Genomic DNA, 12,882 nt, shown 5'->3' with positions numbered 1-12,882 from the left:
ATCTAGGGAAAGCAGGATGAGATTTAAAGTTGCCGTCCTTCAATTCACCGTCATTGCCCTCTCACTGATCTTTGCCGCCGGCGCAAATGCGCGGACAATCAATCTCGTCGGATTCGGGGACAGCCTGATGGCAGGCTATCAGCTGCCGCCCGGCGATGGCTTTCCCGAAAAGCTGCAGGCGGCCTTGAAGGCGAAGGGGCTCGACGTCGCCATCGCCAATGCCGGCGTTTCGGGCGATACGACGACAGGGGGGCTGGCCCGCATCGACTGGTCAGTGCCCGACGGCACCGATGGCGTCATTCTGGAGCTCGGCGCCAACGATGCGCTGCGCGGCATTCCGCCCGAAGAGAGCGAAAGGAATCTCGACCAGATGATAACGCGGCTGAAGGAACGCGGCATTGCCGTGCTCCTCGTCGGCATGATGGCGCCACCCAATATGGGCGCGGATTATGCCGAACGCTTCAATCCGATTTATCGGAAACTTTCGGAGAAACACGGAGTTAGGCTTTATGCCTTCTTCCTTGACGGCGTGGTGCTCGATGCAGGGCTCAAACTCAGCGACGGCATGCATCCGAATGCGAAGGGCGTCGACGTCATGGTCGAAAAGATGGAAGCCGATGTCACAAATTTCGTCGGGACGATTTCTACTGTGAAGAAATAGGGGCTTGCGCTCTCATTGATTGCGTGATTCCGTGTAAGCACCTGCAAAAGATTCGGGGAGTGCTCGTTATGCCGAGACTGTTTACCGCCCTCGAAATTCCGCGCAATGCGGCGATGAGCCTTTCATTGCTGCGCGGTGGCCTCCCCGGAGCACGATGGATCGATGTGGAGAATTACCACATCACGCTACGCTTCATCGGTGATGTCGACGGCCGCACGGCCGATGAAATCGTCGAACGCCTCGATCGGATCGACCGGCCCGAATTCCAGTTCCGCCTCGAAGGCATCGGTTCCTTCGGCTCGAAAAAACCGCATTCGGTCTGGGCCGGCGTCTCGCAATCGCCTGAGATGTACGCCCTGCAGGGTGAGATCGAGCGCATCTGCCAGCGCATCGGCCTGCCGCCGGATCCGCGCAAATTCATGCCGCATGTGACGCTGGCCCGGCTCAAGTCCTCGCGGCTCGACGATGTCGTGCAATATCTGGCCGGGCGCGGCAACTTCCACACCGCGACCTTCACGGCGCCACGCTTCGTGCTGCTTTCGTCGCGCGAATCGGTGGGCGGCGGACCCTACCTGACAGAGGAAGTGTTCCCGCTGCACGAGGCACGTTCGACGCCCAGCGCTTCGAGCAGGCTGCTACAGCCGGTCAAGAGCCTGGTATAGATCAGCTCGAAACCATCAGGGCCGCCATAATAGGGATCGGGAATATCCTCTCCGGTTCCAAGCGCGGCATCTCCGAAGAGCCGGATGGTCGCCTCAGGCGGCGCGATCTTTTCGAGCGCCGCCACATTATCGCGGTCCATGGCCAGGATCAGAGCGAAATCCCTATAATCGCTGGAGCGGATTCGGCGGGCGCGTTGCCCGGAAATGTCGATACCGTTGCTTTGTGCGGTGGCGATCGAACGCCCGTCGGGCGGCTCGCCTTCATGCCAGCCGCCGGTGCCGGCGGAATCGATGGTGAAATGGCCGGTCAGGCCAGCCTCGGTGACGAGGTGGCGAAAAATTCCCTCGGCGAGCGGAGAACGGCATATATTGCCCATGCAAACGAAGAGGATACTGATAGGCGTCATCGGTAGACCTGTCGGACAAGAGGAGCATGGCATGAAATGGGAAAGACTGGAACGGGCAGCGGTCGAGGCGGAACTGGCGGGCCTTGCCGGCTGGGCGCTCAATGACGCGGCCTCCTCGATCTCCAAGACATTCAAGTTTTCGAATTTCATCGAGGCCTTCGGCTTCATGACGGAGGCAGCGATCACGGCCGAGAAGCTCAACCATCATCCCGAATGGTTCAACGTCTATTCCAGGGTCGATGTGACGTTGAACACGCATGATGCCGGCGGGCTGACGGAGCTGGATTTCAAGCTCGCCAAGGCGATGGAGAAGGCGGCAGCGCGACGTCCGCGCTGAAGGCGAGGTCGATTGAAAGGGGCCGATTGAAAGGGGTCGATTGAAAGCCTGGGCGCCATCACCATATGTTGGCAGGGACGAAAGGAAGTCAGGGATGGACGAGGTCAAATTCGGGGAAATCCTGCTGCCGGGCGACGAAGACACCCAGAGCCGGCGGGAGAAGACGGTGCGGCAGAAGTTCTGGCCGACCTTCCGCCGGGCCGTGCGGCAGATCCCGTTCTCGCGCGATGTCGTCGCCGGCTTCTACTGCGCGCTCGATCCACAAACGCCGACCAAGGTGCGCGGTGTGCTGCTCGCAGCACTCGCCTATTTCGTCATGCCGGTCGACATGATCCCGGATATTTTCGCCGTCATCGGCTTTTCTGACGACGTCGCCGTGCTTTCCGCCGCCTTCGCCATGGTGCGCGGCCATATCCGGCCAGGGCATTACGACGCGGCGGACCGCGTCCTCGCCGACCCACCCGCGGATACGATGAAAACCATTTGAAGGGCCGGCGCGCTTCAGCCGAGTTCCTGCTCCAGCACCTTGCGGAGTTTGCCGAAGGCAAGCCGGATACGCGATTTCACCGTGCCGAGCGGCAGCCCAGTCGATTCAGCGATCTCGGCGTGCGATTGGCCGAGAAAAAAGGCGGCACGCAGCATGTCGCGCTGTTCCTGCGGCAGTTGGCCAACCGCGGCACGGATCTTCGCGTCGCGATCGTCATTGACGATGATGTCTTCGGCGCCGATGTCGGCCGGCGGCTGCAGGGCCGGGTCCGTTTCGTCGAAAAGGCGGGCGTCGGCGCGGCGCTGCAGGTCGATCCGGCGGTTGCGGGCAATGCGAAAGAGCCAGGTCGAGAGTGAAGACCGCGTGGCGTCGTAGAGATAGGCCTTGTGCCAGAGCACGATCATGATCTCCTGAACCAGCTCCTCGGCCTCGCCTGATGTCATCTTCCGGCGCATCAGCCAGGCCTTCAGACGCGGGGCGAAATAGTCGAACAGGATGGAAAAGGCCTGCTGGTCGCGATCGTCTGCGACAGCCTTTGCGAGGGCAGCGAAACGCCGTCTTTCCTCGGCATCCATGTCGTCTCACGAGCCCCCTGCGGCGAAAATTTCGTCCCGGATTTCCAAAGTCTTAATGAGGTACAACGGATTTTTGAAAGGTCAAACTCTTGCCTGAATCTTTGTGTCTTAGATTCACCCGAACGGCCGGCCGGTGCCATCGGCGCACCGGCATCGCAGCCGATTTCAGCAAGGGGCAAAAGTCGTGGTCGAGCTGAAATGACACAGGCACATACAAATCGCAGCTGTTGTTGACCATTTGGTAACCTGAATTAAGTCAAAATAAAGCAGATCGTGATTAAGCGCCGCCCGCTCTGATCGCTTCGGGCCTTGAATCGCAAGAACCGGCAGGAATCCATGTTTGTAAAAAGTATCGTATCCGCCCTCGCACTCACCCTTGGTATGGCCGGAGTTGCGACAGCGCAGCAAGCCGCGCCGACCCGCATTCAGCAGTTTCAGGCATGGGGCGCCTATTCCTACAAGTCGGGCGCCAGCACCGTCTGCTACGTGCTGTCCGTGCCGACGGCAAAGCAGCCGGCAAGCGTCGACCACGGCGACAATTTCTTCATCGTCTCGCAGCGCCCCGGCCAGAACATCTCCTACGAGCCGCAGGCGATGATGGGCTATACGGTGAAGGAAAATTCGAAGATCAACGTCGTCATCGACAACAAGACCTTCGTGATGTTCACCAAAGACAAGGCCGGCTGGGTCGAGAACGCGGCTCAGGAGCCGGCCCTCGTCGCGGCGATGAAGACCGGTCATTCGATGACGGTCAATGCCGTCTCGCGCAAGGGCACCGGCACGTCCTACAGCTATTCGCTCTCGGGCATCTCGGCGGCGCTGAAGCAGATCGAAGGCTGCAAGTAAGCGCCTTTTTGGCCAACGGAATTTCAAGGGCCGGCCTTGCGCCGGCCCTTGCTGTTTTCCATCTCTAGATGTGAGCTTTCGGGAGGTTGTCCATTCAAAGCGGATTTAGGAGACTGGAGCTATCACACCTCGAGTCGGAAGGATCGCCGCGAATGAACATTCATAAGAATGCCCGACTGACGCCGTTGCGCCGGGAACAAATGGCGCTTGCTGTTATCGAAGGGCATCTGACCCAGGCTCAGGCAGCACAGGCCTATGGCGTCGCGGCCAAGATCGTCGCCCGTTGGGTCGAGCGTTTCAAGGCCGGTGGTCGAGAGGCGATGCTCGATCGTTCCTCCCGACCTCATGCCATGCCCCGGCAGACCAGTCAGGCGCTGGCGGAGCGCATCATCACGCTTCGCCGCCAGCGCCTGACTGGCAAGCACATCGCGATCGAAACCGGTGTATCTGCAGCGACGGTGAGCCGGGTTCTCAAGCGCGCAGGCCACTCCCGCCTCAAGGATATCGAGCCGGCCGAGCCTGTGCGTCGTTATGAACGCCAGGCTCCCGGCGAGATGATTCATATCGACATCAAGAAGCTCGGCCGGTTTCATGAGGTCGGCCACCGCATCACCGGCGATCGCACTCGCCAGAGTTCGCGCAGAGGCAAGAGTTGGGGCGCCGGTTGGGAATGCGTTCATGTGGCCATCGACGATGCCTCTCGCATCGCTTTCTCACAGATATTGCCGGACGAGACGAAAGAAAGCGCCGTGGCCTTCTTGAAGGCGGCATTGGCCTATTATGCCAGCCTCGGGATCGCGGTCGAGCGCGTCATGACCGACAATGGTCCCTGCTACACATCAAAGCCATTCGGCCAAGCTTGTCGCGACAACGGCCTCAAGCACGTTCGCACCAGACCATATACGCCTAAAACCAACGGAAAGGCCGAACGCTTCATCCAGACCGCCCTCAGAGAGTGGGCCTACGCCGTCGCCTATCCCAACTCGGACATGCGCGCCGCCGAACTGCCACGATGGCTTCATCGCTACAATTGGCACAGGCCTCACGGAAGTCTAAACTCAAAACCACCAATCACTAGGCTCGCTCTTACCCAGGACAACCTGTTGAGGCTCCACATCTAGAGCCTTTCCTGGTTAGATTGAAGCATTCTGTTGGCTCAAACGGAGTCGGATGGTCGACCGGCCGGCGCGCGTCGTAGCCCGGCTCTACGGCCAAGCCGGCCGGTCGATCAGCCGGCAAGACTGAAAAACGCCGGCCGCACTGACCGCTTCGCCATGGCGAAGCGGTGCGGCCGGTGGGCCGGGCATCTTTCCGCCAGGATCAGAGGCGATCGGCTCGGACGTACCTGGGGGTATGTTCATCGCCAATCGCCTCTGCCCTGACGAAAACCTGCTCCGGAAGAATGCTTCAATCTAACCAGGAAAGGCTCTATAGTGACGGGCCGGCAAAATGATGCTAAAGGCCGGGCCAACAGCGGACAGATCGCGATATCAGTCGCCGTTCCGCCATTCAATTTCTGCCAATGTGCCGTCATGCGCCTCACCTCTTCCGGCTTGTTCCTGAAGTCCGCGGGGGCTTGCGGGGCGGTTACGTGTTCGAATTCGGGATCTAAAGACCATGTCCGTCATGGATGCGATTGATGTCACCAAGCCGCAGGCGCCGAAGGCCTCTTCCGGCGCCGAAAAGCCTTCCCTGATCGGGCTGTCGCGCGAGGAAATGGCTGCGGCCCTCAGGGAAAAAGGCGTGGCCGAGAAGCAGATCAAGATGCGCGTCGCGCAGCTCTGGAACTGGATCTATGTGCGCGGCGTCTCCGATTTCGATCACATGACGAATGTTGCCAAGGATATGCGTGAAATGCTGAAGCAGCATTTCACCATCGCGCGTCCCGAGATCGTCGAGGAGCAGGTCTCCAACGATGGCACCCGCAAATGGCTGCTGCGCTTTCCCGCGCGCGGTGCCGGCCGGCCGGTCGAGATTGAAGCCGTCTATATCCCGGAAGAGGGCCGCGGCACGCTCTGCATTTCCAGCCAGGTCGGCTGCACGCTGACCTGTTCCTTCTGTCACACCGGCACACAGCGGCTGGTACGCAACCTGACGGCGGAGGAAATTCTGTCGCAGCTGTTGCTCGCCCGCGACCGGCTTGGCGACTTCCCGGATCGTGAAGCGCCGCAGGGCACGATCATGCCGGCCGAAGGCCGCAAGGTCAGCAATATCGTGATGATGGGCATGGGCGAGCCGCTCTATAATTTCGATGCCGTCAAGCAGGCCCTGCTGATCGCTACCGATGGCGACGGCCTGTCGCTGTCCAAACGTCGCGTGACGCTTTCCACCTCCGGCGTCGTGCCGGAAATCTTCCGCACCGGCGAGGAGATCGGCGTCATGCTGGCGATCTCCCTGCATGCGGTGCGCGACGACCTGCGCGACATCCTGGTGCCGATCAACAAGAAGTATCCGCTGAAGGAATTGATCGACGCCTGCAAGGCCTATCCCGGCCTTTCCAATGCGCGGCGCATCACCTTCGAATATGTGATGCTGAAGGACGTCAATGACAGCCTTGAAGACGCCAAGGGGCTGATCAAGCTCTTGAAGGGCGTGCCGGCGAAGATCAACCTCATTCCGTTCAATCCCTGGCCCGGCACCAACTACCAGTGTTCCGACTGGGAGCAGATCGAGAAGTTCGCCGATTTCATCAATTCGGCCGGTTACGCCTCGCCGATCCGCACGCCGCGCGGCCGCGATATTCTTGCTGCCTGCGGCCAGCTGAAATCGGAGTCCGAACGCATGCGCAAGACCGAGCGCCTGGCCTTCGAGGCGATGATGATCGCCAACCACGGCGCCGATGACTGATCAGCAAGTTTGATCCTCGCTACAATTCTCCTGCATTGATTTAAGCATGCGCTTTTCCTAATAGTGCCGCCAAAATCATTCAGGAGGACACCCATGCGCCCGATTCTGCTCGCTCTTGCCGCCACTTTGGCTCTTTCCCTGCCCGCCAGGGCCGATAACGTGACCGTTGCCGTGACGGCCATCGTCGAGCATCCGGCGCTGGATGCGGCCCGCAAGGGCGTTCTCGATGTGCTGACGGCCGCCGGCTACAAGGAAGGCGAGAGCCTGAAATTCGTGTTCGAATCGGCGCAGGGCAATCCGGCGACGGCAGCCCAGATCGCCCGCCAGTTCGCCGGCGACGAGCCGAACGTCATCGTGCCGATCTCAACGCCGTCCGCCCAGGCCGTGGTTTCGGCGACGCGCGACATTCCCGTCGTCTTCACCGCCGTCTCCGACCCGCTCGGCGCCCAGCTCGTCAAGAACATGGACAAGCCCGGCGGCAACGTCACCGGTCTTTCCGACATGTCGCCGGTCGGCGAGCACCTGGCGCTGATCAAGGAAATCGTGCCAAAGGTGAAGACAATCGGCTATCTCTACAATTCAGGTGAGGCGAATTCCGTTTCGCTGCTCGCCGTGCTGAAGGCCGAAGCCGAAAAGGTCGGTCTGACGGTTGTGGAATCGGCCGCCACCAAGTCGGCTGAGGTTCAGGGTGCTGCCCGCGCCCTCGTCGGCCGCGCCGATGCGATCTATGTTCCGACCGACAACACCATCATCTCGGCGCTCGAAGGCGCCGTCGCCGTTGCCGAAGAGAGCAAGCTGCCGCTCTTCACCGCCGATACGGATTCGGTTTCGCGCGGCTCGATCGCCGCCCTCGGCTTCAACTACTACGATGTCGGCAAGCAGACGGGCGAAATCGTCGTGCGTGTGCTGAAGGGCGAGAACCCCGGCGAAATCCCGGTCAAGACCGCCGCCGGCAGCGATCTCGTCGTCAACAAGGCGGCTGCTGCCAAAATGGGCGTCACCCTGCCCGAGAGCGTGCTTTCGCGCGCCAACAAAGTCGTCGAATAATCGGCCGTAGCTTCATTGACCTTTCACATTCAGCCGCTCCCGTTTGCACGGGGGCGGCTGTAGTATTACAAGGCTCCGGTTTCGCGACCGGCGGAACGGAAACAAAAGGGGCTGAAAGCCTTGAGCCAAATCGCATTCTGGGGGGCCGTCGAGCTCGGCCTGGTCTATTCCTTCGTCGCTCTCGGCGTCTATCTCGCCTTCCGCGTCCTCGATTTTCCCGACCTGACGGTCGACGGTTCCTTTCCGCTGGGTGCAGCGGTGACGGCCGTGCTGATCATTGCCGGCGTCAATGCCTGGCTCGCTGCCTCGGTTGCCATGGCGGCCGGTGCCGCCGCCGGCATGGTGACGGCCCTGCTCAACGTGCGCTTCAAGATCCTCAACCTGCTCGCCTCGATCCTGACGATGATCGCGCTGTTCTCCGTCAATTTGAGGGTGATGGGCAAACCAAATGTCGCCCTTATCAATGCCGATACGATGATCAGCCCGTTCTTCGGCCATGGCCTGCGCGATTTCTACGTGCGGCCGCTCTTCGTCGGCGTTCTCGTCATCGTCGCGCTCGTCCTGGTCTGGCGCTTTTTGGAAAGCGATGCCGGGCTTGCCATGCGCGCGACCGGCGCCAATGCGCGCATGGCCCGCGCCCAGGGCGTCGATACCAGCCGGCAGATCTATCTTGGAATGGCGATCTCGAATGCGCTGGTGGCCTTGGGCGGTGCGCTGTTTGCCCAGACCAACGGCTTTGCCGACGTCACCTCGGGTGTCGGCACGATCGTCGTCGGACTTGCGGCGGTCATCATCGGCGAGACATTGCTCGGGCGCCGCGGCCTGCTGATTGCGCTCATCGGCTGCGTGCTCGGCTCGATCCTTTATCGCATCGCCATCCAACTAGCGCTGTCGAGCGACGTTATCGGCCTGCAGGCCTCCGACCTTAATTTCGTGACGGCGGTGCTGGTCACCGTGGCGCTCATCCTTCCCCGCCTTCGTAGAGGTGCCGCATCGTGATCAGCGTCAAGGATATCAAGGTCGTTTTCGGACGCGGCACGCCGCTGCAGAAGCAGGCGCTGAACGGCGTCAGCCTGACCATCGAGCAGGGCTCCTTCGTCACCGTCATCGGCTCGAACGGCGCCGGCAAATCGACACTGCTCGGCGTGCTCGCCGGCGACGTCCTGCCGAGCGAGGGGCAGGTGCTGATCGGCAAGAATGATGTAACGCGCAAGTCGACCGCGGCACGCGCCGGTCTCGTGGCGCGCGTCTTCCAGGATCCGCTGACGGGAAGCTGCGGCTCATTGTCGATCGAGGAGAACCTCGCTCTGGCGGCCCGCCGCGGCGAGAAGCGCGGGCTTGTGCCGGCACTCGGCGGCAAGAGGCGCGATTATTTCAAAGAGCGGATCGCCGAACTCAATCTCGGGCTGGAGAACCGGCTGAAGGACCGCATGGATCTGCTCTCCGGTGGGCAGCGGCAGGCCGTTTCGCTCGTCATGGCGACACTTGCCGGTTCCGAAGTGCTGCTGCTCGACGAACATACGGCCGCGCTCGATCCCGGGATGGCCGAGTTCGTGATGAACCTCACGCAGAAGATCGTTGCCGAGCGCAAGCTGACGACGATGATGGTGACGCATTCCATGCGCCAGGCGCTGGATTACGGCCATCGCACGATCATGCTGCATGGCGGCGAGATCGTTCTCGACGTGGCGGGCGACAACCGAAAGAACCTGCAGGTCGAGGATCTGATCGCCATGTTCCGCAAGATGCGCGGCCAGACGCTCGACGACGATGCTTTGCTGATTGGCTGAACCCGACAGTGGGCTGAGTGGCTATGCCGACAGCGGGCTGATCGGCCAGCGCCGACCGCGATTATTTCGCCTGGGTGAGCAGGATCTTGGCGGCGAAGATCGAGAAGACGCCGGCAAAGGTATAATCCATGCCGCGCAGCACCCTTCTGTTGTTCTGCAGCCAGGAAGCCAGCCAGTCGGCGGCAAAGACGACGGCGGCATTAACCGGCATGCCGATCAGGATGAAGCAAAGCCCGAGGAAAAGCAGCTTCTGCGTGACGGCCGGGTCGCCGGCACTGACGAATTGCGGCAGGAAGGTCATGAAGAAGATGATGACCTTGGGGTTCAAGAGATTGACCCAGAAGCCCGACGAGATGTTGGAAAGGGCGGTGCCCCTCTTATCCTCGACCTTGGCGACAGTGAGCTTCGAGCCGAAACGGATCGCCTGGACGGCGAGCCAGAACAGGTAGGCGGCGCCGCCGGTTTTCAGGATCAAGAAGGCGGTCGGCGAGGCGGTGATCAGCGCCGAAATGCCGAACGCGACCAGCATGGTGTGAACGACGATGCCGAGGCTGGTGCCGACGACGACGAAGAGAGCCGCCTTCTTGCCCTGGGCCAGCGAACGGCTGATCGACAGGGTCATGTCCGGCCCCGGGGTTGCCGCAAGCAGCAGCGTAGCGGCGGCGAAAGCCAGAAGGGTCGGCAGGCTGGGCAGGAAATCCATGGGCGTACTCTGAAAGCCGGGAAGATCCGACGATTTCTTACCCGGCCTTCAGAAAAATTACCAATCAAACCTTGTCATGCGCGTCGCACTAAACTTGATTCATGCAAAGCGCGTTCGCTGCTTGGTTCATGCATGTCATTATCCCGGGCGACTGAGCGCCGATCATTTCTGCTCCAGGAAGGCCTTGAACTTGTCGGCATAGTCCTTGTGCCAGCGCGACAGCGGCGGCCGGTTCTCGATGATGTCGCCCATTGCCCAGGCCATGCGGCGTTCGTCGACTGAACGCGCAACGTCATTGTCTGGGCAGAGGATATAGAAATCGCCGCGTTCGAGGCTTTCCACCATGAATTCAACCGTCTGCTCCGGCGTCCAGGCGCCGGCGGGCTTTTCCGCCCGGTCGCCCTTGGTAAGGCCGGTGAAGACGAAGCCGGGGATCAGCAGATGGGCGGAGATCTTTCCGCCTTCGATGTTGCGGAGTTCGTGCTGGAGCGCCTCGGTAAACACCTTCACGCCCGATTTCGAGATATTGTAGGCCGGATTGCCGGGCGGCGTGGTGATGCCTTGTTTCGAGCCGGTGTTGATGATGAGGCCTGGCTCGCCATGCGACAGCATCTTAGGGCCGAAGGTGCGTGTGCCGTTGATGACGCCCATCAGGTTGACGGCAAAGATGTGGTCCCAGTTCGCCTGCGGGCTGAAGATCGAGGTTTCCGGGCCGATGCCGGCATTGTTCATCAGCACGTGCACGCGGCCGAAACGCTGGAGCACCGCGCGCTCCAGCGCCTCCAGGGAGTCCCGGCTGGCGACGTCGGTCTCGACCGCCATGACATCTTCTTCGCCGGCAATGGCCTTGAGTTCGTCGGCGGCTGTTGCCAGCCGATCGCCGCCGAGATCGGCGATGACGATGCTCATGCCTTGGCCGGCGAAATATTTCGCCGCGGCCAGGCCGATGCCGGACGCGCCGCCGGTGACGACCGCAACATTAGATTTCTTGAAAATCTCTTGAATATTCGTCACGGGCAGCCTCTCCTCGAGCATTGTTCGGACGATGGCGAATATGGGCTCCGCTTTCGCGCTGTCAAACTCTATCGCGCCGGTGGCTTCGCACTTGCCCTTGCGTCACGCGTCAATCTCGCTAAAAGTGCCGCGACACCGGGTTTTCGCCGGCCTTTATGCAACGGACCTCATCATCATGGCATCATACAAAGACGTGAAGAAAGTCGTGCTCGCTTATTCCGGCGGTCTCGACACCTCGATCATCCTGAAGTGGCTGCAGACCGAACTCGGCGCCGAAGTTGTCACTTTCACTGCCGATCTAGGCCAGGGCGAAGAGCTGGAGCCGGCGCGCAAGAAGGCCGAGATGCTCGGCATCAAGGAGATCTACATCGAGGACGTGCGCGAGGAGTTCGTGCGCGATTTTGTCTTCCCGATGTTCCGCGCCAATGCCGTTTACGAAGGCGTCTATCTGCTTGGCACTTCGATCGCCCGGCCGCTGATTTCCAAGCATCTGATCGATATCGCCCGCAAGACCGGCGCCGATGCGATCGCCCACGGCGCGACCGGCAAGGGCAACGACCAGGTTCGTTTCGAGCTGTCCGCCTATGCTTTGAACCCCGACATCAAGATCATCGCGCCGTGGCGCGACTGGGCTTTCAAGAGCCGCACGGAACTGCTGGCCTTCGCCGAACAGCATCAGATCCCGGTCGCCAAGGACAAGAAGGGCGAAGCGCCGTTCTCCGTCGACGCCAACCTGCTGCACTCCTCCTCCGAGGGCAAGGTTCTGGAAGACCCCGCGCAGGAGGCTCCCGAGTATGTGCATATGCGCACGATCTCGCCCGAGGCGGCACCCGATAAGGCAACGGTGATCAAGGTCGGCTTCCGCAAGGGCGACGCCGTCTCGATCAACGGCGTCGAGATGTCGCCGGCGACGCTGCTGGCCACCCTCAATACCTATGGCCGCGACAATGGCATCGGCCGTCTCGACCTCGTCGAGAACCGCTTCGTCGGCATGAAGTCGCGCGGCGTCTACGAAACGCCAGGCGGCACGATTCTGCTTTCGGCGCATCGCGCCATCGAGTCGATCACGCTGGACCGGGGTGCGGCCCATCTCAAGGACGAGATCATGCCGCGCTACGCCGAGCTGATCTATTACGGTTTCTGGTTCTCGCCGGAGCGCGAGATGCTGCAGGCGCTGATCGACAAGAGCCAGGAGCATGTCGAAGGTGAAGTGACGCTGAAGCTCTACAAGGGCAATGTCATGGTCATCGGCCGCGAAAGCGAAAAGTCGCTCTATTCCGACAAGCTCGTCACTTTCGAGGACGACCAGGGCGCCTACGATCAGAAGGACGCGGCCGGCTTCATCAAGCTCAATGCGTTGCGCCTGCGAACGCTCGGCAAGCGCAATCTCGCGAAGTAATCACCGGTTCGCTTTCGAACCGGATATGCGCCCGCCGGCTTTGCCGCGCGGGCGTTTTCGTGGACGCAGCGGCAATCGATCTCAAAACGTCTGAGTTCACCGGATGC

General features: G+C 61.1%; 15 protein-coding genes. 11 read left to right on the top strand and 4 right to left on the bottom strand.

The annotated features are described in order from the left end of the window. The first annotated feature begins 16 nt into the window (after nucleotides 1-16). Both N2597_RS19230 and thpR read left to right on the top strand, forming a co-directional pair. Nucleotides 17-661: an arylesterase gene (locus N2597_RS19230; RefSeq protein ID WP_183597773.1), complete on the top strand. Its 645-nt coding sequence runs from the start codon at nucleotides 17-19 to the stop codon at nucleotides 659-661. Between the two features lie 68 nt (nucleotides 662-729). After that, nucleotides 730-1,323 carry an RNA 2',3'-cyclic phosphodiesterase gene (gene thpR / locus N2597_RS19225; protein WP_004676889.1) on the top strand — a complete coding sequence of 198 codons (594 nt, stop codon included), beginning with the start codon at nucleotides 730-732 and terminating at the stop codon, nucleotides 1,321-1,323. Here thpR and N2597_RS19220 read toward each other — a convergent pair. Further along, nucleotides 1,230-1,730 (bottom strand): low molecular weight protein-tyrosine-phosphatase, encoded by a 501-nt coding sequence (locus tag N2597_RS19220; RefSeq protein ID WP_183597771.1) that lies wholly within the window; start codon nucleotides 1,728-1,730, stop codon nucleotides 1,230-1,232. The genes thpR and N2597_RS19220 overlap by 94 nt on opposite strands. Nucleotides 1,731-1,761: 31 nt before the next feature. Here N2597_RS19220 and N2597_RS19215 point away from each other — a divergent pair, with 31 nt between their 5' ends. Together N2597_RS19215 and N2597_RS19210 are read left to right on the top strand one after the other, a co-directional pair. Further along, nucleotides 1,762-2,067, top strand: a complete 306-nt coding sequence (locus tag N2597_RS19215; RefSeq protein ID WP_038691822.1) for a 4a-hydroxytetrahydrobiopterin dehydratase — start codon at nucleotides 1,762-1,764, stop codon at nucleotides 2,065-2,067. A gap of 94 nt (nucleotides 2,068-2,161) precedes the next feature. After that, a complete protein-coding gene (locus N2597_RS19210; RefSeq protein WP_038691820.1) occupies nucleotides 2,162-2,554 on the top strand; it encodes a YkvA family protein in 393 nt (130 codons plus the stop codon). Nucleotides 2,555-2,568: 14 nt separating this feature from the next. On the opposite strand, the gene N2597_RS19205 is transcribed toward N2597_RS19210, so the two are convergent. Then, complete coding sequence (locus tag N2597_RS19205) at nucleotides 2,569-3,129, bottom strand: sigma-70 family RNA polymerase sigma factor (RefSeq protein ID WP_010049693.1); 561 nt, start codon at nucleotides 3,127-3,129, stop codon at nucleotides 2,569-2,571. A gap of 336 nt (nucleotides 3,130-3,465) precedes the next feature. Here N2597_RS19205 and N2597_RS19200 point away from each other — a divergent pair, with 336 nt between their 5' ends. The 6 genes from N2597_RS19200 to N2597_RS19175 all read left to right on the top strand — a co-directional run bounded on the left by N2597_RS19200 (nucleotide 3,466) and on the right by N2597_RS19175 (nucleotide 9,659). After that, on the top strand, nucleotides 3,466-3,975 hold the full coding sequence (locus N2597_RS19200; RefSeq protein WP_038691818.1) for an invasion associated locus B family protein: 510 nt from the start codon (nucleotides 3,466-3,468) through the stop codon (nucleotides 3,973-3,975). A gap of 152 nt (nucleotides 3,976-4,127) precedes the next feature. Then, nucleotides 4,128-5,096, top strand: a complete 969-nt coding sequence (locus N2597_RS19195) for an IS481-like element ISRel2 family transposase (protein ID WP_004673777.1) — start codon at nucleotides 4,128-4,130, stop codon at nucleotides 5,094-5,096. A gap of 496 nt (nucleotides 5,097-5,592) precedes the next feature. Further along, nucleotides 5,593-6,822, top strand: coding sequence for a dual-specificity RNA methyltransferase RlmN (gene rlmN / locus N2597_RS19190; protein ID WP_038691816.1), 1,230 nt, complete (start codon nucleotides 5,593-5,595; stop codon nucleotides 6,820-6,822). A gap of 93 nt (nucleotides 6,823-6,915) precedes the next feature. Further along, a complete protein-coding gene (locus N2597_RS19185) occupies nucleotides 6,916-7,869 on the top strand; it encodes an ABC transporter substrate-binding protein (protein WP_183600164.1) in 954 nt (317 codons plus the stop codon). Nucleotides 7,870-7,989: 120 nt separating this feature from the next. Continuing rightward, nucleotides 7,990-8,868, top strand: coding sequence for an ABC transporter permease (locus tag N2597_RS19180; RefSeq protein ID WP_096762043.1), 879 nt, complete (start codon nucleotides 7,990-7,992; stop codon nucleotides 8,866-8,868). Then, a complete protein-coding gene (locus N2597_RS19175) occupies nucleotides 8,865-9,659 on the top strand; it encodes an ABC transporter ATP-binding protein (RefSeq protein WP_039622672.1) in 795 nt (264 codons plus the stop codon). The genes N2597_RS19180 and N2597_RS19175 overlap by 4 nt, the downstream gene beginning before the upstream one ends. Nucleotides 9,660-9,720: 61 nt before the next feature. Here N2597_RS19175 and N2597_RS19170 read toward each other — a convergent pair whose 3' ends face one another. Both N2597_RS19170 and N2597_RS19165 read right to left on the bottom strand, forming a co-directional pair. Then, nucleotides 9,721-10,362 carry a LysE family translocator gene (locus N2597_RS19170; protein WP_183600162.1) on the bottom strand — a complete coding sequence of 214 codons (642 nt, stop codon included), beginning with the start codon at nucleotides 10,360-10,362 and terminating at the stop codon, nucleotides 9,721-9,723. Nucleotides 10,363-10,524: 162 nt separating this feature from the next. After that, nucleotides 10,525-11,376: an SDR family NAD(P)-dependent oxidoreductase gene (locus N2597_RS19165; protein ID WP_183600160.1), complete on the bottom strand. Its 852-nt coding sequence runs from the start codon at nucleotides 11,374-11,376 to the stop codon at nucleotides 10,525-10,527. Nucleotides 11,377-11,551: 175 nt separating this feature from the next. Between N2597_RS19165 and N2597_RS19160 the strand changes: the two genes are divergently transcribed. Next, nucleotides 11,552-12,775 (top strand): argininosuccinate synthase, encoded by a 1,224-nt coding sequence (locus N2597_RS19160; RefSeq protein ID WP_038692790.1) that lies wholly within the window; start codon nucleotides 11,552-11,554, stop codon nucleotides 12,773-12,775. Nucleotides 12,776-12,882 lie beyond the last annotated feature (107 nt).

It is taken from the genome of Rhizobium sophoriradicis (assembly GCF_025200795.1).
In the GTDB taxonomy this organism is placed as follows: Bacteria; Pseudomonadota; Alphaproteobacteria; order Rhizobiales; family Rhizobiaceae; genus Rhizobium; species Rhizobium sophoriradicis.
This window is presented reverse-complemented; position numbering and strand designations above follow the sequence as displayed.

Coding starts and splice junctions, on each gene's coding strand:
- N2597_RS19230 (WP_183597773.1), top strand. CDS start 17: ATGAGATTTAAAGTTGCCGTCCTTCAATTCACCGTCATTGCCCTCTCA.
- thpR (WP_004676889.1), top strand. CDS start 730: ATGCCGAGACTGTTTACCGCCCTCGAAATTCCGCGCAATGCGGCGATG.
- N2597_RS19220 (WP_183597771.1), bottom strand. CDS start 1,730: ATGACGCCTATCAGTATCCTCTTCGTTTGCATGGGCAATATATGCCGT.
- N2597_RS19215 (WP_038691822.1), top strand. CDS start 1,762: ATGAAATGGGAAAGACTGGAACGGGCAGCGGTCGAGGCGGAACTGGCG.
- N2597_RS19210 (WP_038691820.1), top strand. CDS start 2,162: ATGGACGAGGTCAAATTCGGGGAAATCCTGCTGCCGGGCGACGAAGAC.
- N2597_RS19205 (WP_010049693.1), bottom strand. CDS start 3,129: ATGGATGCCGAGGAAAGACGGCGTTTCGCTGCCCTCGCAAAGGCTGTC.
- N2597_RS19200 (WP_038691818.1), top strand. CDS start 3,466: ATGTTTGTAAAAAGTATCGTATCCGCCCTCGCACTCACCCTTGGTATG.
- N2597_RS19195 (WP_004673777.1), top strand. CDS start 4,128: ATGAACATTCATAAGAATGCCCGACTGACGCCGTTGCGCCGGGAACAA.
- rlmN (WP_038691816.1), top strand. CDS start 5,593: ATGTCCGTCATGGATGCGATTGATGTCACCAAGCCGCAGGCGCCGAAG.
- N2597_RS19185 (WP_183600164.1), top strand. CDS start 6,916: ATGCGCCCGATTCTGCTCGCTCTTGCCGCCACTTTGGCTCTTTCCCTG.
- N2597_RS19170 (WP_183600162.1), bottom strand. CDS start 10,362: ATGGATTTCCTGCCCAGCCTGCCGACCCTTCTGGCTTTCGCCGCCGCT.
- N2597_RS19160 (WP_038692790.1), top strand. CDS start 11,552: ATGGCATCATACAAAGACGTGAAGAAAGTCGTGCTCGCTTATTCCGGC.